Source organism: Curtobacterium sp. NPDC086286, assembly GCF_044746255.1.
In the GTDB taxonomy this organism is placed as follows: Bacteria; Actinomycetota; Actinomycetes; order Actinomycetales; family Microbacteriaceae; genus Curtobacterium.
The window spans coordinates 263,492-288,812 of sequence record NZ_JBIVBW010000001.1 but is presented as its reverse complement, the minus strand read 5'-3'; the positions used below and the strand labels follow the sequence as shown (position 1 = coordinate 288,812).

The 25,321-nt window shown below is 71.4% G+C and carries 24 protein-coding genes; 15 read left to right on the top strand and 9 right to left on the bottom strand.

Annotation, left to right across the window (positions count from 1 at the left end; translation table 11 throughout):
* The first annotated feature begins 140 nt into the window (after positions 1-140).
* The 4 genes from ACIPKM_RS01430 to ACIPKM_RS01415 all read left to right on the top strand — a co-directional run bounded on the left by ACIPKM_RS01430 (position 141) and on the right by ACIPKM_RS01415 (position 4,110).
* On the top strand, positions 141-1,508 hold the full coding sequence (locus ACIPKM_RS01430; protein WP_070418181.1) for an extracellular solute-binding protein: 1,368 nt from the start codon (positions 141-143) through the stop codon (positions 1,506-1,508).
* Between the two features lie 23 nt (positions 1,509-1,531).
* Entirely contained in the window at positions 1,532-2,503 is a 972-nt protein-coding gene (locus tag ACIPKM_RS01425) for a carbohydrate ABC transporter permease (RefSeq protein WP_070418180.1), read from the top strand.
* Position 2,504: 1 nt separating this feature from the next.
* Positions 2,505-3,419 carry a carbohydrate ABC transporter permease gene (locus ACIPKM_RS01420; protein ID WP_083413944.1) on the top strand — a complete coding sequence of 305 codons (915 nt, stop codon included), beginning with the start codon at positions 2,505-2,507 and terminating at the stop codon, positions 3,417-3,419.
* A gap of 178 nt (positions 3,420-3,597) precedes the next feature.
* Positions 3,598-4,110, top strand: a complete 513-nt coding sequence (locus tag ACIPKM_RS01415; RefSeq protein ID WP_402735998.1) for a hypothetical protein — start codon at positions 3,598-3,600, stop codon at positions 4,108-4,110.
* A 16-nt stretch (positions 4,111-4,126) separates the two neighbouring features.
* Here ACIPKM_RS01415 and ACIPKM_RS01410 read toward each other — a convergent pair whose 3' ends face one another.
* Positions 4,127-4,966, bottom strand: coding sequence for a siderophore-interacting protein (locus ACIPKM_RS01410; protein WP_402735997.1), 840 nt, complete (start codon positions 4,964-4,966; stop codon positions 4,127-4,129).
* A gap of 28 nt (positions 4,967-4,994) precedes the next feature.
* On the opposite strand from ACIPKM_RS01410, the gene ACIPKM_RS01405 reads away from it, so the two are divergent.
* Genes ACIPKM_RS01405 through ACIPKM_RS01390 form a run of 4 tightly spaced genes read left to right on the top strand, consistent with a single transcriptional unit; the run spans position 4,995 to position 9,092 of the window.
* Positions 4,995-6,074, top strand: coding sequence for an iron ABC transporter permease (locus tag ACIPKM_RS01405; protein ID WP_254790889.1), 1,080 nt, complete (start codon positions 4,995-4,997; stop codon positions 6,072-6,074).
* Positions 6,071-7,195 (top strand): FecCD family ABC transporter permease, encoded by a 1,125-nt coding sequence (locus tag ACIPKM_RS01400; protein WP_402735996.1) that lies wholly within the window; start codon positions 6,071-6,073, stop codon positions 7,193-7,195. The genes ACIPKM_RS01405 and ACIPKM_RS01400 overlap by 4 nt, the downstream gene beginning before the upstream one ends.
* Positions 7,192-8,058 (top strand): ABC transporter ATP-binding protein, encoded by an 867-nt coding sequence (locus ACIPKM_RS01395; protein ID WP_070418178.1) that lies wholly within the window; start codon positions 7,192-7,194, stop codon positions 8,056-8,058. The genes ACIPKM_RS01400 and ACIPKM_RS01395 overlap by 4 nt, the downstream gene beginning before the upstream one ends.
* Positions 8,059-8,069: 11 nt before the next feature.
* A complete protein-coding gene (locus tag ACIPKM_RS01390) occupies positions 8,070-9,092 on the top strand; it encodes an ABC transporter substrate-binding protein (RefSeq protein WP_071302771.1) in 1,023 nt (340 codons plus the stop codon).
* Between the two features lie 72 nt (positions 9,093-9,164).
* Here ACIPKM_RS01390 and ACIPKM_RS01385 read toward each other — a convergent pair whose 3' ends face one another.
* The 5 genes from ACIPKM_RS01385 to ACIPKM_RS01365 form a co-directional block, all read right to left on the bottom strand.
* On the bottom strand, positions 9,165-11,216 hold the full coding sequence (locus ACIPKM_RS01385) for a transglycosylase domain-containing protein (protein WP_402735995.1): 2,052 nt from the start codon (positions 11,214-11,216) through the stop codon (positions 9,165-9,167).
* Between the two features lie 136 nt (positions 11,217-11,352).
* Complete coding sequence (locus ACIPKM_RS01380) at positions 11,353-12,000, bottom strand: response regulator transcription factor (RefSeq protein ID WP_070418175.1); 648 nt, start codon at positions 11,998-12,000, stop codon at positions 11,353-11,355.
* Positions 12,001-13,260 (bottom strand): sensor histidine kinase, encoded by a 1,260-nt coding sequence (locus ACIPKM_RS01375; RefSeq protein WP_402736173.1) that lies wholly within the window; start codon positions 13,258-13,260, stop codon positions 12,001-12,003.
* Positions 13,261-13,262: 2 nt separating this feature from the next.
* On the bottom strand, positions 13,263-14,126 hold the full coding sequence (locus tag ACIPKM_RS01370) for an ABC transporter permease subunit (RefSeq protein ID WP_402735994.1): 864 nt from the start codon (positions 14,124-14,126) through the stop codon (positions 13,263-13,265).
* Complete coding sequence (locus ACIPKM_RS01365) at positions 14,123-15,034, bottom strand: ABC transporter ATP-binding protein (RefSeq protein ID WP_402735993.1); 912 nt, start codon at positions 15,032-15,034, stop codon at positions 14,123-14,125. Before ACIPKM_RS01365 ends, ACIPKM_RS01370 begins: the two co-directional genes overlap by 4 nt.
* 113 nt (positions 15,035-15,147) lie before the next feature.
* Here ACIPKM_RS01365 and ACIPKM_RS01360 point away from each other — a divergent pair, with 113 nt between their 5' ends.
* A complete protein-coding gene (locus ACIPKM_RS01360; RefSeq protein ID WP_070418173.1) occupies positions 15,148-16,140 on the top strand; it encodes an alpha/beta hydrolase in 993 nt (330 codons plus the stop codon).
* A gap of 54 nt (positions 16,141-16,194) precedes the next feature.
* Positions 16,195-16,746 carry a GNAT family N-acetyltransferase gene (locus ACIPKM_RS01355; protein WP_402735992.1) on the top strand — a complete coding sequence of 184 codons (552 nt, stop codon included), beginning with the start codon at positions 16,195-16,197 and terminating at the stop codon, positions 16,744-16,746.
* A gap of 42 nt (positions 16,747-16,788) precedes the next feature.
* Here the strand turns inward: ACIPKM_RS01355 and ACIPKM_RS01350 are convergent, their stop codons facing one another.
* From ACIPKM_RS01350 to ACIPKM_RS01340, 3 genes are all read right to left on the bottom strand, one after another.
* On the bottom strand, positions 16,789-17,160 hold the full coding sequence (locus tag ACIPKM_RS01350; RefSeq protein ID WP_402735991.1) for a VOC family protein: 372 nt from the start codon (positions 17,158-17,160) through the stop codon (positions 16,789-16,791).
* A gap of 95 nt (positions 17,161-17,255) precedes the next feature.
* Complete coding sequence (locus ACIPKM_RS01345) at positions 17,256-17,951, bottom strand: helix-turn-helix transcriptional regulator (RefSeq protein WP_402735990.1); 696 nt, start codon at positions 17,949-17,951, stop codon at positions 17,256-17,258.
* Between the two features lie 94 nt (positions 17,952-18,045).
* On the bottom strand, positions 18,046-19,527 hold the full coding sequence (locus ACIPKM_RS01340) for a mannitol dehydrogenase family protein (RefSeq protein ID WP_402735989.1): 1,482 nt from the start codon (positions 19,525-19,527) through the stop codon (positions 18,046-18,048).
* A 145-nt stretch (positions 19,528-19,672) separates the two neighbouring features.
* Between ACIPKM_RS01340 and ACIPKM_RS01335 the strand changes: the two genes are divergently transcribed.
* The 5 genes from ACIPKM_RS01335 (at position 19,673) to ACIPKM_RS01315 (ending at position 25,164) form a co-directional block, all read left to right on the top strand.
* The gene (locus ACIPKM_RS01335) at positions 19,673-20,311 is read left to right on the top strand and encodes a TetR/AcrR family transcriptional regulator (protein ID WP_139219791.1); all 639 of its coding nucleotides are present in this window, start codon (positions 19,673-19,675) and stop codon (positions 20,309-20,311) included.
* A 73-nt stretch (positions 20,312-20,384) separates the two neighbouring features.
* Positions 20,385-23,021 (top strand): MMPL family transporter, encoded by a 2,637-nt coding sequence (locus tag ACIPKM_RS01330; protein ID WP_402735988.1) that lies wholly within the window; start codon positions 20,385-20,387, stop codon positions 23,019-23,021.
* 276 nt (positions 23,022-23,297) lie between these two features.
* Entirely contained in the window at positions 23,298-23,741 is a 444-nt protein-coding gene (locus ACIPKM_RS01325) for a MarR family winged helix-turn-helix transcriptional regulator (protein WP_402735987.1), read from the top strand.
* 63 nt (positions 23,742-23,804) lie between these two features.
* Positions 23,805-24,017 carry a hypothetical protein gene (locus ACIPKM_RS01320; protein ID WP_175473687.1) on the top strand — a complete coding sequence of 71 codons (213 nt, stop codon included), beginning with the start codon at positions 23,805-23,807 and terminating at the stop codon, positions 24,015-24,017.
* Positions 24,018-24,069: 52 nt separating this feature from the next.
* On the top strand, positions 24,070-25,164 hold the full coding sequence (locus ACIPKM_RS01315) for an alkene reductase (RefSeq protein WP_402735986.1): 1,095 nt from the start codon (positions 24,070-24,072) through the stop codon (positions 25,162-25,164).
* Positions 25,165-25,321 lie beyond the last annotated feature (157 nt).

Below are 25,321 nucleotides of genomic sequence, written 5' to 3'. Positions count from 1 at the left end.
GAAAGGGGGCGGCCACGAACATCACGGATCGGTCGTCACCCGCGCCGAAAGGGTGGCGGCACGCCGGGACGCGCGCTAATGTGAGCGCTCACGGAGCACCGACCCTGCTCCGACTCGGCCCGTCCCGATGGAGTGATGCCATGCCGAACCGAATCCCCGTACCCACCCCGCACCCACGAGGCGGCGCCTTCACACGGCGGAGCCTCCTCGCCGCGGGCGCAGCCGCCGCGACGGTCCTGCCGCTCGCCGCCTGCTCCAGCCCCCTCGCCGCCGGCATCGCCGGTGCACCGCTCAACCCGGAGACGCTCGTCTTCTGGAACCTGTTCGGTGGCGGTGACGGCCTCCGCATGCAGGAGATGGAGGCCGGCTACGCCAAGCAGCACGGTGGCTCGTCCTCGCTGCAGGCGACCACGTTCGCGTGGGGCAACCCGTACTACTCCAAGGTCACACTGGCCACCGTCGGGAACAAGCCGCCGGACGTCGCGATCGCCCACCTCACCCGTGCGAAGCCGCTCTGGGACGGCGACCTGCTCGACCCGATCACGAACGACGACCTGGCGAGCGTCGGCCTGAGTGCCAGCGACTTCAACCAGAAGGCGTGGACGGCGCAGAAGACCGACGGCAAGAACATCTGCATCCCGCTCGACACCCACCCGTTCGTGCTCTTCTACAACGTTGATGTCTGCCAGAAGGCCGGCCTCATCGACAGCGACGGCAACCTCAAGGACCTGACCGGGATCGACGCCTTCGAGAGCGCGCTCGCCGCGGTCGCGAAGGTCACCGGCGGCACGGCCCTCAACGTCGCCAACGTCAGCGAGATCGCGACCCCGTGGCGGTTCTTCTGGACGATGTACAACCAGATCGACGGTGCGACGCCGTTCATCAGCGACGGTGGCGCGAAGCTCACCGTCAACGAGGACGCGTACACGAAGGTCACCGACATGACCCAGAAGTGGGTGAAGAACGGCTGGCTCAACAAGGGCCTCGACTACGCCACCGCGCAGACGCTGATGTTCACCGGCAAGGCGGGCTTCTTCATGCAGGGCGAGTGGGAGATCAGCACGGCGCAGTCCATCAAGGGCCTGAAGTTCGGCATGGCGCCGATCCCGCAGCTCTTCGACAAGCCGGCGACGCAGGCCGACTCGCACACGTTCATCCTCCCGAGGAAGGACCGCACGCCCGAGCAGCGCAAGGCGCACATGCTCTTCATCAAGCAGATGCTCGAGCAGAGCCTCACGTGGGCGCAGGGCGGTCACGTCCCGGCCTACATGCCGACGTACGACAGCACCGCGTACAAGAAGCTCACGCCGCAGTCGAACTACGCCTCGGCCGCCGAGAGCGCCGTGTTCGACGACCCGGCCTGGTACGGCGGATCGGGGTCGACCTTCGAGAACACGGTCGGTGCCCAGCTCGCCCTCGTCCAGCAGGGCAGCAGCTCCCCCGCGCAGGCCATGTCCGCGATCAAGTCCCAGCTGTCCACCTACCTCAACACCCCGAGCCCGCTGTAAGCCCGCGCGAAAGGCACGATGACGTGACCACAGCACCTGTCCTCGACCGGCCCACCGACGCCACCACGGCGCCGCGTGCACGCCGGGCCGGCTCCTTCCGGACCAGCCTCACGCGCGGCCAGGGCCGCACGGGGTGGCTCTTCCTCGCCCCCTTCGGCCTGTTCTACCTGGCCTTCCTGCTCGGCCCCACGGTGTGGATGATCGTGTCGAGCTTCTTCAACACCTCGACGGTCCGCACCGGGCTCGGCAGCTTCGCCGGGTTCGCGAACTACGCCGAGATGCTCGGCCGTGACGACTTCTGGTCGTCGCTCTGGCACACCCTGCAGTTCACGCTCTACACGACGCCGCCGCTCGTCATCCTGGCGTTCCTCTTCGCCGTGCTGACGAACCGGATGAACCGCGGCCAGTGGTTCTTCCGACTGGCGTTCTTCCTGCCGTTCATCCTGCCGTCGGCGACGATCTCGCTGATCTGGGTGTTCATCTTCACCCCTGCGACCGGCCTGTTCGCGTCGATCCAGTCGGCGCTCGGGCTGACCCCCGGCGCCGGCGTCCTGGCGAGCCCGAACACCGCGATGATCGGTGTCGCGATCGCCACGGTCTGGTGGACCCTCGGCTTCAACTTCGTGCTCTACCTGGCCGGCCTGCAGGAGATCCCGCGCGAACTGTACGAGGCGGCGGCCGTCGACGGCGCGTCGAACTGGCAGCAGATCAAGTCGATCACGCTCCCGCTGCTCGGCCGCACCACGACGCTGGTCATCCTGCTGCAGATCATCGCCAGCCTGAAGATCTTCGACCAGGTGTACCTGATGACGAACGGCGGACCGGGCATCTCGACCCAGGTCTCGCTGCAGCTCATCACCGGCGTCGGCTTCACCGACAACCGACTCGGCGCAGCATCGGCCGCATCGGTGCTCCTGTTCATCGTGATCGTCGCGATCGCGATCATCCGGCAGATCGTCGAGCGCGCTGCCGCCAAGCGAGAGATGGGTGCCTGACGTGACCACCACCGAGAGCATCACGACCGACCGCCCGAAGCTCCGCACCGGGGTCTCCGCCGCGGCACCGGCGAACGCCGCCAAGATCGGCGTCTCCGGCAAGGGCTTCAACCTCGTCGCCGGCATCATCCTCGGCGTCTTCGCGGTGATCTGGCTCATCCCGAGCCTGTTCGCCCTGAAGACGTCCTTGTCCGACAACGGCGTCGCGGCCCTCGGCGCCAACTCGATCCTGTCGAACTGGAACCCGACGCTGCACTCCTACGCGGCACTGTTCCAGGCCGGCGACATCTGGAACTGGTACCTGGCGAGCGGCATCACGAGCCTCGTGACGACCGCCCTGACGGTGCTGTTCGCGTCGATGGCGGCGTTCGCGCTGTCCCGGCTCGCGTTCCGCGGGCGGAACGTCGCGTTCCTGCTCATCATCCTGGGCATCATGATCCCGACGCAGGTCCTGATCATCCCGATCTTCCAGGAACTCAACTCGGTCGGCCTGCTGAACACCTACTGGTCGGTCATCTTCCCGCAGGTGCCCGCCGTGATCGCGGTGTTCATCTTCAAGCAGTTCTTCGACGGCATCCCCCGGGAGCTCGAGGAAGCGGCGCGCATCGACGGCGCCGGCATGTGGAAGATCTACTGGTCGGTGATCCTGCCGCTCTCGCGTCCGGTCATCGCCGCGGTGGCGATCCTGACGTTCGTCGGGGTCTGGAACAACCTGCTGCTGCCGTTGTTCGTGCTGTCGAACCCGGACCTCATGACGATCCCGGTCGGGCTCGCCACGGTCCAGGGCAGCTTCGGTCAGCGCTACGCGGACATCCAGGCCGGGGCGATCCTGGCGGCGCTGCCGCTGATCATCCTGTACCTGATCTTCCAGCGGCAGATCGTCGAGGGCGTGACGGGTTCCGGCCTCAAGGGCTGACGCGACCACAGGACGGACGGGAGGGACGGTGCCAGCTGGCACCGTCCCTCCCGTCTCGGCCGTCACCCCGCTGGCGCGGTGCGCCGGAACCGGCGGCTGGGGCCCACCTCCCGTCCCGCATGTGAGGACCCCGGACGCGGGGTCGCCGGCCCGCCGCGTCGTCCGGCATGATCGCGGGGTGCCGAAGACCCACCGGCGGCTGCTCGCCGCCATCGCCGCCACGGGCGTCGTCCTGTCCCTGACCGGGTGCGCGCACCACGACGCGTTCCCGAAGGACTACGGGCACGCGTGGCTCGACCGCATGACGACCCTCCTCGGCGGCGGCGAGGAGGGGGAGGGCGGAGCGGGTGGGCAGCTCCTCGCGGACGACGACGACCACGGACCGGTCACCGGGTCAGCCGCGCTCCAGTACGATCTCTCCGGCCCGTACGACGTCCTCGCGGTGTGCCGCTCGACGGCGACCGTGCACCTGACGATCCGCGACTTCACCGCGCGGAAGGAGCACGACGGCGAGTCGACGGATCCCCGCACGGTCCTCGACGAGGGCGACATCGTGTGCGGCGCCACCACCCGCCTGTCCATCACGGTGCCCGCCGACGCCGACGGCATCATGCTCGACGTCCGCACCGCCGATCGGTCGGGACGGGCGCTCTGGGACGCGGCCATCGTGCCGCGGGGCTGGACGCCCTGACGCGACGGGGTGCGGATCAGGCGGAGACGGACTCGCGGGCCTGGTGCTTCCAGAAGCCGGAGAACGTGATCCGGGACTTCGGCAGCCCGGCACGGTGCAGGTGTCGACGCCCCTCGGTCGCGAGCGTCGACTCGCCCACCACGAAGGCGTACCCGCGGTCGTCGGCCGGGACGTGCCGCTGGAGCTCGGCGAGCGCCGCCCGACCCGGGACCGCGTGCGGGGCGACCTCGTCGCGGACGATCCAGGTGACGGAGACACCCGCGGGTGCGTCGAGGGGGCGGACGTCGCCTCTGGACGGGACCTCCTGGATGATGCGGCCGACCGCGTCGCGCGGGAGCGAGGCGGCGATGCCGACGACCCCGGGGAGGCCGGTCTCCTCGGCGGCGACCAGCACCTCGCTCGTGTCGGGCGGGCAGTCGAAGATGCAGCCCTGGTCGAGCATCGCGAGCTCGTCACCGGGGCGGGCGTCGCAGGCCCAGATGGCTGCACGACCCTCGGGGGTGCCGTCCGCGTCGGTGTGCACGACGAAGTCGACGTCGAGTTCGGGTGTGCCGTCGGCGAGCCGGCGGAAGGCCGCGACGGTGTAGTTCGCGCAGTGCGGGCGGACGTCCTCGGGGATGGCGAGGTAGGTCGGCCACCACTTGGTGCCGTCGAGGTCGGGCATCCGGAAGGCGTCCTGGTCCGGGCGCTGCACGAACAGGCGGAACCAGTGGTCGAACCCGAGGTACCGGAACTCGTGCAGGTCGTCGCCGGTGACCGTGACGCGGTGCATCGACGGGCTGGCCCGTTCGGTGCGGACGACCCGCGCGCGGAAGAGCCGGGGGTTCTCGGGCAGGAGCCGCGGGATCTTCGCCATGAGGCAAGGCTAACCTAAGATGATCTCCGTGCCAGCCCCCATCCCCACCCTGGCTCCCGTCCGGGAGGCCCCTGCCACGCGTCCGACCGACGCGCTCGGCGTGCACCGAACCGCCGTCCGACGCCGGGCCCTGGTGATCGTCGCGCTCGTCGTGGTGCTCGCCCTGGTGGCGGTCGCGAGCCTGCTCCTCGGCAGCAACCGGATCGGTGCCGACCGGGTCCTCGACGGGCTCATGCGCACCGGCAGCAGCACGGACGAGGCGATCGTCTGGGGCTCCCGCATCCCCCGGACCCTCATCGGTGCCGCGGTCGGAGCGGCGCTCGGGATCGCGGGCCTGCTCATGCAGGGGCACACCCGGAACCCCCTCGCCGACCCGGGCCTGTTCGGCGTCTCGTCCGGTGCCGGCCTCGCGGTCGTGATCGGCGTCTACGTGTTCGGCATCACGAGCACGGGCGCCACGGTGTGGTTCGCGCTCGTCGGGGCCCTCGTGGCGAGCGTGGTCGTGTTCTCGGTGACGATCGCGGGCAGCGGGACCGCGAGCCCGGTGCCCCTCGCCCTCGCCGGAGCCGCGGTCTCGGCGCTGCTCGGTGCCCTGACGTCGTTCGTGGTGCTCACCGACCAGGACTCGCTCGACGCGTACCGGCTGTGGGTCGTCGGGTCGCTCGCGGCACGGCAGCTCGACGTCCTCGGAGCCGTCTGGCCGTTCCTCGTCGCCGGACTCGTGCTCGCCGTGCTGAACGTGCGGGCGCTCGACGCACTCGGGCTCGGGACGGACCTGGCGAAGGGCCTCGGCGAGAACGTGCTCGTCGCGCGGCTCGTCGGACTCGGCGGCATCACGCTCCTCGCCGCCGGGGCGACCGCCGCCGCGGGCCCGATCGGGTTCGTCGGCCTCACGGTGCCGCACGTCGCCCGGGCACTCGTCGGCACGGGGCACCGCTGGACCCTGCCGGTGTCCGCGCTGGTGGGTGCGGCGCTCGTCGTGCTCGCGGACGTGGTCGGTCGCCTGATCGGCGGCTTCGCCGAGGTGGAGGTCGGCATCGTCCTGGCCGTCATCGGCGGGCCCGTGTTCGTCGCCGTCGCACGTCGCCGATCGCTGGTGTCGCTGTGAGCGCGGCGGAGCAGGCGCGCACGCGCACGGGCACGGGCACGGGAGCACACCCCCGCGCGCAGGCCGCCGCCGGTCGTCGCGGCGTCGTGGTGGGTCCCGTCGGGCTCGCCTGGCGCCCCCGCGTCTTCTGGTACACGGTCGCAGCACTCGGTACCGTCGGCGTCCTGATCGTCCTCGGTGTCGCGATCGGCTCGACCTGGATCGCCCCGGTCACGGTCCTCCGCTCGCTGTTCGGTCTCGAGACGGGGCCGGACGCCTTCATCGTCTCCACCCTGCGCCTCCCCCGTGTCCTCACCGGCGCACTCGTCGGCCTGACCCTCGGCGTCGCCGGCGCCCTCACCCAGACCTTCACGCGGAACCCCCTCGGGACGCCCGACATCATCGGGGTGACGTCCGGCGCGAGCGTCGGAGCGGTGGCCGCGATCGTGCTCGGCGGCGGGTCGTACTCGGTCTCGGCGATCGTCCTCGGCGGGGGCATCCCGATGGCCGCGACGATCGGTGCGCTCCTCGCGGCCGCGGCGGTGTACGGGTTCGGGTGGCGCGGCGGCGTGCAGAGCTACCGGCTGATCCTCGTCGGCATCGGGGTGAGCGCCACGCTCGACGCCGTCACGAGCTACCTGCTCGTCCGCGCGAAGATCACGGCGGCAGCGGCGGCCTCGCAGTGGCTCGTCGGCAGCCTGTCGAGCACCTCGTGGTCGAGCGTGTGGCCGCTGCTCGTGGTCGCCGCGATCGCCGTCCCCCTGGCCCTGGCCACGAGCGCCGCACTCGGCATCGGGCAGCTCGGCGACGAGGTCGCGACCGGGGTCGGCCTGGCCGTGCAGCGACACCGACTCGTCGTGATCGCGCTCGCGGTCGTCCTGACCGCCGCCGCCGTCGCCGCGGCCGGCCCGGTCGGCTTCGTCGCGTTCGTCGTCCCGCAGGTCGGGCTCCGGCTCGCCGGCACGAACCGTCCACCCCTGCTGCTCGCCGGAGCGCTCGGTGCCGCCCTCGTCCTCGCCGCGGACCTGCTCGCCCGGTCGGCGTTCCCGTGGCAGGTGCCGGTCGGCATCATCACGACCGTGATCGGCGCCCCGTACCTGATCTGGCTCCTCATCCGTCACCGCAAGGAGATGTCCCGATGACCCCCACCCCGGACACCACGACCGACGCCACCGTCCCCGTGCTCGAGGCCCGCGGGCTCGCGGTCGGCTACGACCGGCACCCCGTCCTCTCCGACCTCGACCTGCGGATCGAGCGGGGCACCGTCACGACGTTCCTCGGCGCGAACGGCTGCGGGAAGTCCACGCTCCTCAAGGCCTTCGGCCGGGTGCTCAAGCCCCAGGCCGGCGAGGTCCACCTCGACGGGACCCCGATCCGCCGGGAGTCGAACCGAGCGGTCGCGAAGAAGCTCGCGATCCTGCCGCAGTCCCCCGTGGCCCCGGCCGGCACGAGCGTCCTCGACCTGGTGATGCGCGGCCGGAACCCGCACCAGTCGTGGGCGAAGCCGTGGACCGCCGACGACGCCGACGTCGCCGAGCAGGCCATCGCGGCGACCGGTCTGACCGAGGTCGCCCACCGGGACGTCGCGAGCCTGTCGGGCGGGCAGCGGCAGCGCGCCTGGATCGCGCTCGTGGTCGCGCAGCAGGCCGAGACGCTCCTGCTCGACGAACCGACGACCTACCTCGACCTGGCGCACCAGCTCGAGGTCCTCCGGCTCGTCCGGCGCCTCAACCGCGAACAGGGATCGACCGTGGTCATGGTCCTGCACGACCTGACGCTGGCGGCCCGGTACTCGGACCGGCTCGTGGTCCTGCACGAGGGCGGTGTCGCAGCGGACGGCACCCCGGCGGACGTCCTCACGCCGGAGCTGCTGGAACGCGCGTTCGGGTTGCACGCCCGCGTCGTCGCCGACCCGGTGACCGGGGCCCCGATGATCGTCCCCGAGGCCGACGAGCACGACGTGGTCCGCCACGACGAACTGGCGGGCGCGCTCAACTTAGGTTAGCCTCTCCTAACGTGAAGACCTTCCGCCGCGGCTCCTTCCGCGCCGCCCTCGTGACCTCCGTGGCCGTCTCGGCCCTCCTCCTCGCCGGCTGCTCCAGCACGAACAGCTCCGACGACAGCGCCGGCAGCGGCAGCAGCGCCGCAGCCGACGGCGCCTGGTCGTACAAGGACGCCACCGGCACGACCGTCAAGGTCGACCACACCCCGAAGCGCGTCGTCGTGCTCAACGACATCGCGATCTCGTTCATCGAGTACGGGCTCAAGCCGGTCGGCACCTTCGGGCAGCTCACCATGGCGAAGGACGCCCGCTTCGACGACCTCGACACCGACGGCATCACGCAGCTCGGCGAGGCCTACGGCGACATCGACCTCGAGCAGCTCGCCGCGCTGAAGCCCGACCTCGTCGTCACCTCGGTCTACCCGACGGACGAGAAGGGCACGCTCGACACCACCCAGCCGGGCTACGGCTTCAAGGACAAGGAACAGCAGAAGCAGGTCCAGGCGATCGCTCCGGTCGCCCAGGTCAAGTGGGGCGGCAAGGGCGAGGACGTCATCAAGACGATCGCCGACCTCGCCGAGTCCCTCGGTGCGAAGGAGTCCACGGTCGACGCGGCCGAGGACCGCTTCGAGACCGCAGCGGACGACCTCGAGAAGGCCGCGAAGGAGTCCGACCTCTCGGTCGTCTCGATGTACGCCGACGGCGACGGCGCCTACGTCACCCGCCCGAGCGACGAGCCGACCCTGCAGATGTACACGTCCTTCGGCGTCGACTTCGTGAACCCGAAGCCCAAGGGCTTCTACTGGGGCATCTACTCGTGGGAGAACGCCGGGCAGATCTCCGGTGACGTGATCCTGCTGTCGCAGCAGGGCTACCAGGTCGCCGACCTCGAGAAGCAGCCGACGTTCGCCGACAACGCGGCGCTCGAGGCCGGCCAGGTGCACAGCTGGACCTTCCCGGCGCTCGACTACGCCTCGCAGGCCGGCTACATGACGAAGCTCGCGGGCTGGCTCGAGGACAGCAAGAAGCTGTCCTAGTCGCCACCGGACGACGGACGGGAGGCGCGGTGCCGGCTGGCACCGCGCCTCCCGTCGTTCGTCCGCTGCAGCTCACCCCACGGACACCGCCGCGTTGACCGCCGTCTGCGCCTGCCGCCACACGGCGGCACGGGTGCTCGCGTACGTCCCCTCGACGTTGTCGAAGTGGCGCAGGTTCGCCTTCCCACCGTCGATGTTCCCCTGCCAGTAGGCCGTCACCGCGCGGGTCGTCCCGCCGATGAGCCAGATCTGGTCGGCGTCGTCGGTGGTGCCGGTCTTGCCGAACAGGGTCGCACCGTCCGGGGTCTGCCCGCCGTTCGCGGTACCGCCGCGGAACGCGCCCTGCATGACCTCGAACGCGGTGGTCGCGACGGCGGTCGGGACGGCCTGCCGGCACGAGCGCTGCTGGCCGCCGAGTTGCTCGCCGTCCCGCGAGGTTACCTGGTCGATGACGACCGGCGCGCAGTACACGCCGCCGTTCGCCACGCCGGCGTACGCGGCCGCCATGGTGAGCGGCGCGATGCTCGTCGTGCCGAGCACGGCCGCGGGGTTCGCCGGCAGGGCTCCCCCGGTCGCCGGGTGCACGCCGAGCGCCGCCGCGGTGTCGCGGATGTCGCACAGGTCGAGCTGCTCGGCCATCGATGCGTAGGCGGCGTTCACCGACTGCGCCGTCGCCGCGCGGACCGTGAAGCGACCGGTCTGCCCCGGCGAGTCGTTCTTCGGGTTCCAGTACGAGTCGATCGTCTGCCCGCACTGCGTCCACGAGCTCCGACCGTGCCGGGTGCCGTCGACGACCGCGTCGGGGCTCTTGCCGGCGGCGAGCCACTGCAGGAGCGTGAACATCTTGTAGGTCGAGCCGACCTGGAACCCGGTCGAGTCGCCGTTCGCCTCGTCGGTCGCGTAGTTCAGCGAGGTCGCGCTCGCGGGCGCGTTCGACGAGCGGTCGTAGTCCTTGTTCTGCGCCATCGTCAGGACCCGACCGGTGCCGGCCTCGACCGTGTCCAGCGTGGCGCCGAGTGCGAACCGGGACTCGGTGGCCGGGTCGTAGCGGTCGAGCAGCGCCTTCTGCTGCCCGTTCAGGTCGAGGTCGAGGGTCGTCTGCACGCGGTAGCCGCCCTTCCGCCAGGCGTCGTCGCGGCGGTCCTGCGTCGGGCCGAGCTGCGGCAGTCCCCGAGCGGCCTCGACCGCGTACTGGCAGAAGAACTCCGCGCCGCGGGCGACGGCCTCGCACCCCTGCTGCGGGGGCGTCAGGCGGACGTACTCGGCCGGCTTCGACGCCAGTGCCTCGGTGAGCTCCGCACGGCTCAGGTGCCCCTGGTCGTGCATCGACCGGAGGATGACGTCGCGACGGGCGACGTTGTCGGCGTAGTGGCTCGGGCGCGACAGGTCCCGCCGCTCCGGCCACTGCACGATCGCGATGAGCGACGCGGCCTCTGCCGGGGACAGGTCGGTGGCGTCCTTGCCGTAGTAGCGCTGCGCGGCGGCCTGCACCCCGTACGTCTGGTCGCCGAAGTACGCGATGTTGAGGTACGCCGACAGGATCTCCTGCTTCGAGTACTCCTTCGCGAGGCCGATCGCCAGCTTCATCTCGGCGAGCTTGCGCTGCGCGGAACGCTTCGTCGCCTCCTTGTACGCGGCGTCCCGCTCCTCGGCCGTCGGGAGCTCGCTCGCCTGCTGGATCTTGATGTTCCGCACCAGCTGCATCGTGATGGTCGACCCACCGGAGCCACCCTTGCCGCCCGCGGCGACCACGCTCACGAGGGACCGGACCATGCTCGTCGCGTCGACGCCGCCGGTCTCGTAGAAGCGCTTGTCCTCGCCGTCGACGGCCGCGTGCTCGAGGGTGTCGCTGATCTGGTCGAGGCTGAGCTCCTGCCGGTTCTGCGCCCAGACGTTCGCCAGGTGCACCGGCTTCCCGCCGCGGTACGCCCAGACCTCGTTGCGCTGCGGCAGCTCACCGATCTCGATGTACTCCGGCATCGAGTCGAAGACCCCGATCGCCGAGGTCGTCCCCACCCCGGCCACCGCCAGCACCGGCGTCACGCCGACCCCGACCAGCAACCCGGCGAGCACACTCCCGCCGACGAAGCCGAGCGCGGCTCCTCCTGCACGTCTGAACGTCATCCCCTGGGCCTCCCCCTCGTGTGGATCACCGCTGCTGCGGTTCCCGGAGCGTCCCAGCCGAGGTCGGACGACAGCCGGGACTTCCCCGGGGAAGTCCGTCACGGCGGCTGGGAAGGTCCCGAGGCGGTACGGATCGTTACAGGAGGCCGTGCTCGTACGCGAAGATGACCGCGTGCACGCGGTCCCGCAGGCCGAGCTTCGCGAGGACCCGGCCGACGTGCGTCTTCACCGTCGACTCGCTCGTGTGCAGCGACGACGCGATCTCCTGGTTCGACAGTCCCCGCGCCATCGCGAGCAGCACGTCCCTTTCCCGGGGTGTGAGCGCGGCCGCGGGGTCCGGGCCGCCGTCCCCCGGATCCGGCAGCCGGGTGCCGAACAGGTCGAGCATCCGCTGGGTGACGCGGGGTGAGACGACCGCCTCACCCGAGGCCACGGCACGGATCGCGTCGAGCAGCTGCGCGGAGCTGATGTCCTTGAGGAGGAACCCGCTCGCCCCCGCTCGCAACCCGCCGAACGCGTACTCGTCGAGGTCGAACGTCGTGAGCACGAGCACGCGGGTGTCGGGGAGCTGCTCGACGATCGCGGCGGTCGCGGTGACCCCGTCGACGCGGGGCATGCGGACGTCCATGAGCACGACGTCCGGGTGGTGGGCGCGAGCCAGCTGGACGCCGGCAGCACCGTCCTCGGCCTCTCCCACCACCTCGATGTCGGGCTGGGCGTCGAGCAGGAGCCGGAACCCCGTGCGGATGAGCTGCTGGTCGTCGACGATCGCGACGCGGATCACTCAGGCCTCCTTCCGGACCGGGATCGTCGCCCGGACCTCCCAGCCGTCCGCGGGGCGCGGACCGGCGTGGACGCTGCCGCCGAGGGCGTGCACGCGCTCGCGGATGCCCACGAGCCCACGCCCGGCACCGATCTGCGGTGCGGGGGCGGTCCGTCGAGCGTCGTCCGTCACGGTGACGACGACCTCGTCGGACGAGGTGGTCACGGTGGCGGTCACCGCGCGGGCACGGGGGGCGTACCGCACGACGTTCGTGAGGGCCTCCTGGACGATGCGGTAGACCGCCAGCTGCAGGGCGTCGTCGTCCGGCGGACCACCGGCGACCTCGAGCGCGACGGGGGTGCCGAGCGCGCGGAAGCCGTCGACGAGTTGCGGGAGGTCACGGACGGCCGGCTGCGGGGCGAGGGAGTCCGCAGCGTCGGCGCCGCCGCTGCCGGCACCCGGCTCGGACAGCACGCCGAGCATGCGCCGCATGTCGGTCATCGCGCTCCGGCCGACGTCCGCGACGCCGCGCATCGCCGTCGCGGACGGGTCGTCGTCCGGCAGCCCCGCCGCGGCGCCCTCGGCCAGTCGGACCATGACCGTGACCGAGTGCGACACGATGTCGTGCATCTCGCGGGCGATCCGTGCGCGTTCGGATGCCGCAGCGAGCCGGGCCTGCTGATCGCGCTCGCGGGCGAGCTGGCGTGCCCGGTCGATGAGCGCCTCGGTGTAGCGGCGGCGGTCCCCGGTCGTCGTGCCGATCAGCACCGCGATGACCAGGAAGGCCGGCAGCGCGGGTGCGAAGACCTCGCCGAGTCCACCCGATCCCGGGGCCACGACCCACACCCGGACCGCGGTTGCCGCCGCACCGAGCACGGATGCGACGGCGATGCTCCACCACCCCGCTGCGCGCGACCACCACACGCACGCGGCGAAGGCGGCGAACAGCATCGGCGAGTACCCCGCCTCGGTCCACGCCATCGCGACGACGGACACGAGCCCGGCCACGACCGTGACCTGCGGCCGGGTCCGACGGAACGGGATGCCCGCGACCGCGATGCCGACGAGGACCAGCACCACGACCGTGTTCGTGACCGAGGAGTCCGCGCGCCAGACACCGCCGATCGCGAAGGCGACCTCGGGGCCGCCCCAGAACAGGATGAGCAGGACGTCCGCCGCACGCGGGTGTCCGGCCCACCAGCGCCGGATCCGCCCGGGTGCGACGGGCAGCGTGAGGTCCCCGGCGCCGTCGTGCACGGCGCCGGGGACGGGCTCGGTCATCGTCACGCGTCCCGCTTCTGCGCCAGGACGAGTGCCGTCGCCGACGCCGCGACCACCCAGGCCGCCAGCACCGCGAATCCGCTCCACCCTCCCAAGGCTAGGACGCCGTCGTGCCAGCCCGAGGTGTCCTCGGTGCCGAACTGCATGAGCGGCTGCCCGGCGTTCTGCGGGAGCAGGTTGTTCAGCGTGCCGAGCCACGTCGCGTGCGTGAACCCCTGCACGAGCTGGACCACCACCGGGGCCACCAGCATGAGCCCGAGCACGGTGGCGATCGCCCCCGCGGTGGAGCGCAGCACGATGCCCACGGCGAAGGCGAGCAGCGCGATGAGGGTCAGGTACACCGACGCACCGAGCAGCGGCATCGCGACGCTGGCGTCGAGCGAGGCCTCGACCCCGTTCGCGTCGGCGATCGGCAGCGTCGTGAACGCCGTCGCCCACACGCTGACGGCGCTCGTCACGAACACGGTCGCGGCGAGCACGATGCCCTTCGCGGCGAGCGCCTCCCACCGCCGGGGCACCGCCGAGAACGTCGACCGGATCATGCCGGTGCCGTACTCGCCGGTCACGACGAGGGCGCCGATGACGGCCACGACCAGGACGGCGATCGTCGCACCGCTGGTGCTGTACTGCACGAGCGCGTTCCGGGCGGCGTCCCCGGTGACGGTCCGGCCCCCGTCGTCCGCCAGCGAGGCGAGCAGGACGCCGATGCCGATCGGCACGAGGACGAGGACGAGCAGGCTCCAGATCGTGGAGCGGAGGGACCGCAGCTTGATCCACTCGGAGTGCAGCACGCCCGAGAACCGGATGCGTGCGGCGTCGTGCTGGTGCAGCGTGCGGGGCCGGTCCGTCGTCATCGTGGCGCTCATCGTGCGACCTCCGACCGGTACTCGACCTCGTCGTGCGTGAGTTCGAGGTACGCCTGCTCGAGGCTCGCCTCGGTGGAGGCCAGCCGGTGCAGGACGATCCCGGACGCAGCGGCCGCCTCGCCGATCTGTTCCGCGCCGAGTCCGCGCACGTGCAGTGCGCCGTCGTCCTCGTACGTCACCGTGACGTCCGGACCGGCGATGGCGGTCATGAGCCGGTCGGGCTCCGGCGTCCGGACGGAGACGGAGCGCTCGGTCGAGGACGCGACGAGGTCGGCGAGGTCCGTGTCGGCGAGGACCCGGCCACGGCCCATCACGACGATGCGGTCCGCGGTCAGCGCCATCTCGCTCATCAGGTGGCTCGAGATGAAGACCGCACGGCCCTCGGCGGCGAGGCTCCGGGCGAGCTGCCGCACCCACACGACGCCCTCGGGGTCGAGGCCGTTGACCGGCTCGTCGAGGATGAGCGTCTGCGGGTCGCCGAGGAGCGCCGCGGCGATGCCGAACCGCTGCCCCATGCCGAGGGAGAACCCACCGACGCGCTGCTTCGCGACCCGCTCGAGACCGGTCATGCCGATGACCTCCTCGACCCGGGCCTTCGGGATCCGGTGCGTCGCGGCGAGGGCGCGCAGGTGGTCGTACGCGCTGCGGCCCTTGTGCACGGCCTTCGCCTCGAGCAGCGCCCCGACGCGGCGGAGCGGGTCGCGGAGCTCGCGGTACGGGCGCCCGTCGACCACGGCGCTGCCCGAGGTCGGGCTGTCGAGGCCCATCACGGCCCGCATGGTCGTGGACTTGCCGGCGCCGTTCGGGCCGAGGAAGCCGGTGACCACCCCGGGGCGGACGGTGAACGACACGTCGTCGACGGCGACCTTCTCGCCGTAGCGCTTCGTCAGGTTCTGGATCTCGATCATGCGGCAACCGTACGGAGACCGCACCCGCCCGCACATCGGCACCGGAACCGATCTCCGGGCGCGCTGCGTGGTACCCCGGTACCACGCGGAGGGGCTCCGGATACGCTCGACGGATGGCGGACCACGGGTGGCGCGAGGACGTCCTCGGAGCGCCGTTCGAGCGCCTCGAGCTCCCGCTCGGCGAGGACCACGAGGGACCGGTGGTGGCGACGCTCGTCCGACGACGCCGATCCGCCGCGGACCTCCTGCTGCACGCACGCGGTCCGCTGCACGGCGTCGACGTGCTGTACGTGCACGGCTGGTCGGACTACTTCTTCCAGGTCGAGCTCGCGGAACGCGTCGAGCGGCTCGGCGCCCGGTTCCACGCCCTCGACCTGCGCAAATACGGGCGGAGCCTGCGACCGCGGCAGACCCCGGGGAACGTCGACGACCTCGCCACCTACGACGAGGACATCGCCGCCGCGCTCGACGCCATCGCCGCGGAGCACCACGGCGAGACCGGTCGTCGGCTCGTGCCGATGGGCCACTCGACCGGCGGTCTGACCCTGTCGCTGTGGGCGGCCCGGCACGCCGACCGGGTCGACGGTCTCATCCTGAACAGCCCGTGGCTCGAGTTCCAGGCGAGCGCGGTCGGCCGTGCGATCGTGGCGCCGGTCATCAAGCTCGGCGCCCGTCGGAACCCGCTCGCGCCGATGCCCGCCGTCGACCCCGGCTTCTACACCCGCACGGTGTCCGCCGCGGGCGAGGGCTCGTGGACGTACGACCAGCAGTGGCGACCCGACCGGGGCTTCCCCCTGCACCCGAACTGGCTCGCCGCGGTGTTCGACGGCCAGGCCACGGTCGAGGCCGGACTCGACCTCGAGGTGCCCGTGCTCGTCCTCCTCAGCGACAAGAGCATGCTGCAACCCCGGTGGGACGACGGGATGGCGCGGGCGGACGTCGCGCTCAACGTGGACGTCGTCGCGCACCGTGCCCTGTCCCTCGGCAGCGAGGTCACGGTCCGACGCCTGCACGGCGCCGTGCACGACGTCGTGCTCTCCGCCCCCGAGGTCCGCGAGCGCGCCTACGACGCGATCGGCCGCTGGGCCGCCTCGCTCCCCCGCTAACACGACGCCGCTGAACACGACGCCGCTGAGCACGACGCCGCTACCCTGATCGCCATGTCCTCCGTCTCACTCGTCCGGCTCGACCCGACCGGCGCCGACCGCGCCGACCTGATCGCGTTCCTCACCGGCGAGGAGTTCCCGTTCCACGTCCGGCGCACCATCCCCCGCGCCGACGCCGAGGCCGCCGTCGACTCCGGTGCGTACCGCGACGACGAGCACGACACCTCCTGGTTGGAGCACGACGAGCTCGGCCGCGTGGGGATCGTCCGGCTCGAGGACCTGGCCGACCCCGTCCCGCTCTTCGACCTCCGGATCGCCGGCCGGTTCCGCGGGCAGGGCCTCGGCGTCCCGGCACTCCGCGCGACGACCGACCACGTGTTCCGCACCCTGCCCGAGGTCACGCGCTTCGAGGGACAGACGCGCGAGGACAACGTCGCGATGCGCCGCGTGTTCGTCCGCGCCGGCTGGGTGAAGGAGGCGCACTACCGCGAGGGCTGGCCCGTCGAGGGCGGATGCCCCGTCGCCTCGGTCGGGTACGGCGTGCTCCGCCGCGACTGGGAGACGGGCACGACCACGCCGGTGGCGTGGGACGACGACGAGCGCTGACCGTCGCGGTTCGCGATCCCCGGGATCGACGAACCGGAACGGTCACGCGGGACGGCTGAACAGGTTCACCAGCGTGCCGTCCGGGTCCCGGAGGATCGCGGACCGGTTGCCCCACGGCATCGTCGTCGGCGGCAGCACCACGTCGGCGGGACCCCCCTGCAGGCGGTCGACCGTCGCGTCCACGTCCGCCACGAGGAACTCGACGATCGCGCTGCCCGCCGCACCCGCCCGGGGCGCGTCGACGCCGAGCACCGCGACCGTCGCCGGCGTCCCGAGCGCGAGCACGAGGCCGCCGGTCACGATCTCCGCGAAGACCGGAGCCGGACGTCGGGCGGTGGTGCCGGTGACGCGCTCGTAGAACGCCACCATCCCGTCCAGGTCGTCGGTGATGATGCGGATCGATGCGAACTCCACGGTGTGCCTTCCCGGGTGACCACCGTGGCCACCCGGGGTCGAGCATCCTCGCCGTCCGCGACACCGTCCTGTCGGGGTTTCCGCGGATCGGTCCGTCAGTCCCCGAGGACGGGTCGGAGCACCCCGTGCGGGATGTCGAGCTCCTCGGTCCGGACGACCCGCGGCGGCGCGACCTCGTCGGTCTCCTCGACGGCCAGCACCCGGTCGCCGCGGAACGCCCGGACCCCGTCGCGCAGTCGGCACCAGGCGATGAGGTACCAGTCCTCGCCCTTGCCGACGTACCCGAGCGGCTCGACCGTGCGGTCGGTCTCGGTGCCGTTCGCGTCCCGGTACCGCATCCGCACCACGCGTCCGCCCGTGAGCGCCCCCGCGAGAGCGACGGGTGCCGGGGCCCGGTCCCCCGCCTCGAGCAGGAGCACCCGTGCCGCGAGTCGGGCCGTCCGTCGGGCGTCGTCCTCGGCGAGGACCGCGGTGACCTTGCGCGCCGCGCTCCTGGCGGCGTCGCGGAAGGGGCTCGCACCGAGGGTCCCGAGGCCGATCGCCACGGCGAGCGCCTCGTCCACCGTGAGCCCGAGGGGCGGGAGCGTCGCACGGGCGTCGATGGTGTACCCGCCGGTGCGTCCGGGCTCGGACCAGATCGGGAGGCCGGCCTCCTGCAGCGCGCGCAGGTCCCGTTCGACGGTGCGGACGCTCACCCCGAAGTGCTCGGCCAGGCGACGAGCGCTCCGTCGGCCGGGTGCCGCCGCGCGCAGCTCCTCGACGAGCTCGTACAGGCGGTCGGTCCGGTTCACGACGCGACCATAGCGCCCTGGACGCACCACGGGACGGGCCAGGAGGCGCGGTGCGGACTGGCACCGCGCCTCCTGGCCCGTGGACGGTCGCGTCTCAGGAACGCGACAGGCGCGTCACCGTCGCGTGGGCGCCGTCCGCGATCAGCCCGTCGAGGGCGTCGCGGTAGGCCGTGACGAACCGGTCGTCGTCCACGAGGTCCCCGAAGACCTGGCGGTTCCGGATGAAGGCGAGCCGGTCGTCCCGCTGCGTGAGCGCGATGCGGTGCAACGGCTCGGCCAGCCGGTCGACGATCTGGATCGGCTCGCCGGACTCGTCGGTGCCCTCGTCGTAGCGTGCCCACGAGGCCACGATGCCCGCGGACAGGGTGACGGGTCGGTCGGCGGCGAGGTTCTCGCGCACCACCGGCAGCAGCCACTTCGGGATGCGGTCGCTCGACTCGGCGCAGAGCCGGGCGAGGGTGTCGCGGACCTCGGGGTTCTGGAAGCGCTCGATGAGGGTGGACTTGTAGTCCTCGAGGTCGATGCCGGGCACCGGGTGCAGGGTCGGCGTGCCCTCTTCGTCCATGTACCGGCGCAGGAAGGTCGCGATCGCCGGGTCCTGCGTGGCCTCGTGCGCGTAGCGGTACCCGGACAGGTACCCGAAGTAGCACAGGCCCTGGTGGCTCGCGTTCAACAGCCGCAACTTCATGAGCTCGTACGGCTCGACGTCGTCGACGATCTGGACGTCGGCCTGCTCGTACGGCGGGCGGCCCGCGGGGTGGTCGTCCTCGAGCACCCACTGGAAGAACGGTTCGGCGACGACGGGCCAGGCGTCCTCGATGCCGAGCTCGTCACGGACCCAGGCGCGGTCCTCGTCGGCGGTGACCGGGGTGATCCGGTCGACCATCGAGTTCGGGAACGAGACGTGCTCGTCCATCCAGTCGGCGAACGCCGGGTCCTGCAGCCGGGCGTAGGCGGTGAACATCTCGCGGGCGACGTGCCCGTTCCCCTGGATGTTGTCGCAGGACATCACGGTGAAGGGCTCCAGCCCACGGTTCCGCCGGCGCCGCAGGGCCTCGACGACGAGTCCGAACACGGTGTGCGGCGGGCCGTCGCCGCGCAGATCGGCCGCGACGCCCGGCTCGTCGGCGACGAACTCGCCGGTGACGTGGTCGAAGTTGTAGCCGCCCTCGGTGATGGTCAGGCTGACGATCCGGGTGTCCGGGTGCGCCATCTTCTCGACGACGGCGTCGGGGTCGTCGACGGCGAGCAGGTAGTCGACGATGCTGCCGATCACGCGGGACTCGCGGGTGCCGTCGGGGTGCTTGAGGACGAGCGTGTACAGCCCGCCCTGCTCGGCCATCGCCGTGGCCATCCGACGGTCCTGCTCGAGCACGCCGACGCCGCAGATGCCGTACTCGCGGGCCTCGCCCTGCTGGAGCAGCCGGTCGATCACCATCGCCTGGTGCGCCCGGTGGAAGCCGCCGACGCCGAAGTGCACGATGCCGGCGGTGATCCCGTCGCGGTCGTAGGTCGGGACGGCGACACCGCTCGCGGCGATCTCGTCGAGGTGCTGCGGGGACAGACGGACGGGCATCGGGTACTCCTTCGTACGGCGGACGTGCTCGCCCAGTCAACCACGTGCACATCTGTTCAGAACCACGGTTCCCGACGGGGTACGTACCTGAAGATGCTCTCCACGTCGTTGCACCGAGTGCATCGATGCACCTAGTGTCGTGGCCGTGACCCTGTCGATCGACCGCCGTGCTGCCCTCAAGGCGAAGCACCGTGCGGCGATCCTGCAGGCCGCCCGCGACCTCGTCGAGGAGCGCGGGGGCCGCGGGTTCAGCGTCGAGGACCTCGCCTCACGGGCCGACATCGCCCGACGGACCGTGTTCAACCACTTCGGGTCCCTCGACGAGGTCCTACTGGCCGTCTGCGAGCAGGAGCTCTCGGTCATCATCGACCGCTTCCTCGCCGACATGGCGAAGACCCCGGTCGGCGACGGCAGCCGCTCGTCGATGTTCGACGAGCTCGAGTCCGCCGCCCGCGGTGCCGACCTGGCGCCCGCGATCGCCGGGATGTACCGGATCCTCGGCGACCCCGGCAAGGACGACCCCAAGGCCGCGGTGCTCACCCAGACCGCCTTCGCACGGGTCACCGAACGGCTCCGCGACGAGGTCGCCCGACGCCACCCGGCCGCCGACGCCCTCGACGCCGCACTCCTCGTCGAGTCCCTGATGAGCGGGATCGTCGTGATCGCCGAGCACTGGCTCACGACGACCGGACCCCGCCTCGACCAGGACGCGCTCGACGACTGGGACGCCCTGCTCGCACGACTCGTGCACAGCGTCCGCAGCGGCTACATGGCCGACGACTGACACTTCCCTCCCAGGGGTCCACCGGCGCACCCCGCTCCACAGCAGCTGACAACGAAAGGATCGGGGCAACCGCATGGCCGGTCTCCTCTACCGTCTCGGACGGTTCTCCGCACGACGCCACTGGCTCGTGATCATCGCGTGGGTGGTGATCATGGGCATCGCGGGTGTCACGTACTCGCTCTTCGCCGGCACCATCTCGTCGTCGATCACGATCCCGAACACCAAGACGAGCCAGGTGCAGGACGAGCTCGCCGACAAGTTCCCGTCCGCGAACGGCGGCACCGGCACGATCGTCTTCGAGACGACGAACGGCAAGGCCTTCAGCGACGCCCAGAAGTCCGACGTCGCCGACTTCCTGCAGAAGGTCGAGAAGCTCGACGGCGTCAAGGGCGCCACGAGCGGGTTCGACACCCAGCAGCAGCTCGACGACCAGCGGCAGAAGATCGTCGACGGCCGCGAGCAGATCACCGACGGCCGTGCGCAGATCGAGAGCGGTCAGAAGGAGCTCGACGCGCAGAAGTCGCAATTGGCGTCCGGCAAGGAGCAGATCGCCAGCGCGCAGGCCCAGCTGGACGCGCAGAAGACCCAGGCCGAGGCAGCGGGAGGTGCCGCGGCGGCGGCCGCCCAGACCCAGCTCGCCCAGGCACAGGCACAGATCGACGCGCAGCAGCAGCAGATCACCTCGGGCGAGCAGCAGATCGAGGCCGCACAGCAGAAGATCGACGACAACACGAAGAAGCTCGACGACAGCGAAAAGGAGCTCGAGCAGGGCTCCAAGCTCCTCGACCTGTCGAAGGACATCCGCTTCGTGTCGTCGAACGGCAGCGCCGTCATCGGCACCGTGCAGTTCACGAAGTCGACCTACGAGGTCCCGGCCGACACGAAGACCCAGATCGCGGACGACGCCGAGGCGGCCGACATCAGCGGCGTCGACGTGTACGTCTCGAACGACATCGCCCAGGGCGTCCCGTCGATCCTCGGCCCCGGTGAGATCGGCGGCGTGATCATCGCCGCGATCGTGCTGTTCCTCATGCTCCGCACGATCATCGGCGCCGCCGTCCCGCTCGTCTCCGCCGTGCTCGGCGTCGGCGTCGCATCCCTCGCGGCCCTGTCGTTCTCGAGCCTCGTCGAGTTCATCTCGGTCACGCCGGTGCTGGGGGTGATGCTGGGCCTGGCGGTCGGCATCGACTACTCGCTCTTCATCCTCAACCGACACCGGACCCAGCTGAAGCAGGGCATGGGCGTGCACGAGTCCATCGGGCTCGCGAACGGCACCTCCGGCAACGCCGTGGTCTTCGCCGGCGCGACCGTCATCGTCGCGCTGCTCGCCCTGAACATCACGGGCATCCCGTTCCTCGGCCTGATGGGCACGGTCGGTGCCGTCGCCGTGTTCTTCGCGATCCTCATCGCGACGTCCTTCACCCCGGCGCTGCTGTCGCTCATCGGCATGCGGATCCTCCGGAAGAAGGAGCGCGCGAAGATCGGCAACACCGACTCGACGCGCGTCCCGAACAAGCCGATGTCGACCTGGCGCGCGGTCATCACGCTCGTCGCCGGCGTCGCGGTGCTCGGCACCATCGCCCTGCCCGCCACGCAGATGCGCCTCGGCCTGCCGACGGGTGCGTCCGAGTCCGTGGAGTCCAGCCAGTACAAGGCGTACAAGGCCCTCGACGACGAGTTCGGTGCCGGCCAGAACGGTCCGCTCCTCGTGGTCGCCACCCTGCCGGACTCGGTCAGCGAGGACGACGTCACCGCGACCGAGGTCACCATCGGTGAAGCGATCGCGAAGAACGACGACGTCAAGGCCGTCCTGCCGATCGGCGCCTCGAAGGACCGCGACATCATCGCGTTTCAGGTGAAGCCCGCCGGTGGCCCGGACAGCGTCTCGACCGAGACCCTCGTGAAGGACCTCCGCGAGCAGACCGTCTCCACCGACGACGGGAAGGTCACGCTCGGGGTCGCCGGCAACGCGTCCGCCAACATCGACGTGTCCGAGAAGCTCTCGAACGTGCTGCCGCTCTACCTCGTGGTGGTCGTCGGCCTGTCGCTGATCATCCTCATCATCGTGTTCCGGTCGTTCCTCGTGCCGATCACCGCGACGGCCGGCTTCATCCTGTCCGTCCTCGCGTCGTTCGGTGGCCTGACCGCGATCTACCAGTGGGGCTGGCTCGGCAGCGTCTTCGGGGTGCACGACCCCGCACCGATCCTGAGCTTCCTGCCCATCATCGAGATCGGCATCCTGTTCGGGCTCGCGATGGACTACCAGCTCTTCCTGGTGTCGGGCATGCGCGAGGCGTACGCCCACGGAGCCACGGCGAAGGTCGCGGTCCAGCGAGGCCTGCACGCCGGTCGCGCAGTGGTCACGGCGGCCGCGATCATCATGATCTCGGTGTTCGCGGGCTTCATCTTCTCGGATTCCTCCACCATCAAGCCGATCGGCTTCGGCCTGGCGTTCGGTGTGCTGGTCGACGCGTTCGTCGTCCGGATGCTGCTCATCCCGGCCGCGATGCACCTGCTCGGCGAGAGCGCGTGGTGGTTCCCGAAGTGGCTCGACCGGATCGTGCCGGACGTCGACGTCGAGGGCGCCAAGCTCGAGCGGTCGCACCCGGCCGGTGGGCACGAGAACACCCACACCGGGTCGCACGCGCTCCCCGTGGAGCCGGACGCGAACGCGCACGAGTCGGGGCACCCGCCGGCGCACCGCGCGTAGGCACGACGCGACCACCCAGGAGGCACGGGTCGACCCACACGGGTCGGCCCGCGCCTCCAGTGCGTACGTCTCGCACCGTGGATTCGACACTCCGCCGGTCGATCGACACGCGTGTTGTCGCATTGTGCCCGCGCATCCTCTGCGTGCGCATGTTCCGACACTCCGCCCGTCGATCGACTCGCGGGTTGTCGCAACCCCGCGCCCGCAACCACTCGACCGAGCACCGCGCGCGCAGACCCCGCCCGCTCGTTCGTACACGAACGGTAGGGTGGGCGGATGACCGAGACCGACGTCGACCCGCTCGCCCTCGACCGACAGCTCTGCTTCGCGCTCGCGGCGACGAGCCGCAGCGTCATCGGGCTCTACCGCGACCTGCTCGAACCCATGGGCCTGACGCACCCGCAGTACCTGGTCATGCTGGCCCTCTGGGAGCAGGACCCGCGCTCCGTCCGCGAGATCGCCCGCGAACTCCGGCTCGACTCGGCCACCCTCAGCCCGCTGCTCAAGCGCCTCGAGGCCTCCGGCTACGTCCGCCGCACCCGGAGCGCCACAGACGAACGCCAGCTCGAGGTCTCCCTCACCGTCGCCGGGCGCTCCCTGCGGGAACAGGCCCGGGCGGTCCCCCTCGCCGTCGCCGACCGCCTCGGCTGGCCGCTCGAACGCCTCGAAGCACTGAAGGACGAGCTCACCGAACTGCTCGAACGCGTCGACACCGTGTGATCGACCGTGTGCTGCGAAGCCGTTCGTGGCACAATGGTTCGTGTACGAACGAAAGGACGGACCGTGGGTCGCTTCGGACAGTGGTACGAACGGTGGAACAGCACGCTCATCGCCAAGATGGGCCCGTCGCAGATCGGCGCCGGCCACCCCGAGGGCATCGACGACCGCACGATCGACCGCGGCTGCCCGATCTGCGGCCAGCCCCTCTCCCAGCACCAGGTGATCCGCCCCGAGGGGCAGGTGCGCTCCTCGACGCTCGTGTGCCCCCGAGCCTGACGATCCGCCCCGAGCGGGAATTGCACCCGGCAACACGTCGTTCCACCCGGGCGTGAAGCTCTTCGAACCCGCCGACTTCGGCGCACTCCCCCTGTCGAACCGCATCGTGATGGCGCCCCTCACCCGCACGCGCGCCGGTGAGCACGGCATCCCGAACGATCTGCTCGTCGAGCACTACGCCCAGCGCGCCGGCCTCGGGCTCATCGTCACCGAGGGCACCTGGCCCGTGCAGGAAGGCCGCTCCTACCCCGGGCAGCCCGGCATCGAGACCGACGAGCAGATCGCCGGGTGGCGCCGCGTCGCCGACGCCGTGCACGCCGAGGGCGGTCGCATCGTGATGCAGCTCATGCACGGTGGCCGGGTGTCCCACACAGCCATCTCGGGCACGCCGCGCATCGTCGCCCCGTCCGCGATCGCTGCTCCCGGGCAGACACACCTCCCCGACGGCTCGAAGGCGGACATGCCCGTCCCCCACGCGCTGACCACCGACGAGGTGCACGAGGCCGTCCAGGGCTTCGTCCGCGCCGCCCGCAACGCGATCGCCGCCGGACTCGACGGCGTCGAGGTGCACGGCGCGAACGGCTACCTCGTGCACGAGTTCATGTCGGCAGCGTCGAACACGCGCACCGACGAGTACGGCGGGTCGCCCGAGAACCGCGCCCGCTTCGCGATCGAGGTCACCACGGCCGTCGCCGAGGCCATCGGCGCCGACCGCACCGGCATCCGCCTCTCCCCCGAGCACGGCATCCAGGGTGTCCTCGAGAGCGACCCGGCGGACGTCCACGCGGTCTACACCGCCGTCGCCGAGGGCCTCGCGCCGCTCGGACTCGCCTTCGTCGACATCCTGCACGCCGAGCCGACCGGCGACCTCGTGCAGCACATCCGCTGGACCGCGGGCGCCCCGTTCATCGCCAACTCCGGCTTCAGCGCGCTGACCACCCGTGACGAGGCCATCGCCCTCGTCACGCAGGGCCACGCGGACGCCGTGGGCGTCGGTCGCGCGGCGATCGCGAACCCGGACCTCGCGTACCGCTGGGAGCAGGACACCGAGCTGAACGAGCCGCGCCCGGAGCTGTTCTACGGCAACGGCGCCGAGGGCTACACCGACTACCCGACGCTGGCCGAGGTGCGCGCGCAGGTCGCGTAGTCGACGCGACCGGGTCACGGACGGGAGGCGCGGGGGCCCCCGGGCCCCCCCCCCCCCGCCCGCCGCCCCCCCCCGAGGGGGGGACACCCGGGCCCACACCCCCCCGGGGGGGCGGGGGGTGTGGGGGGGGGGGGTGGGGGCCACCCCCCCGCCGGGG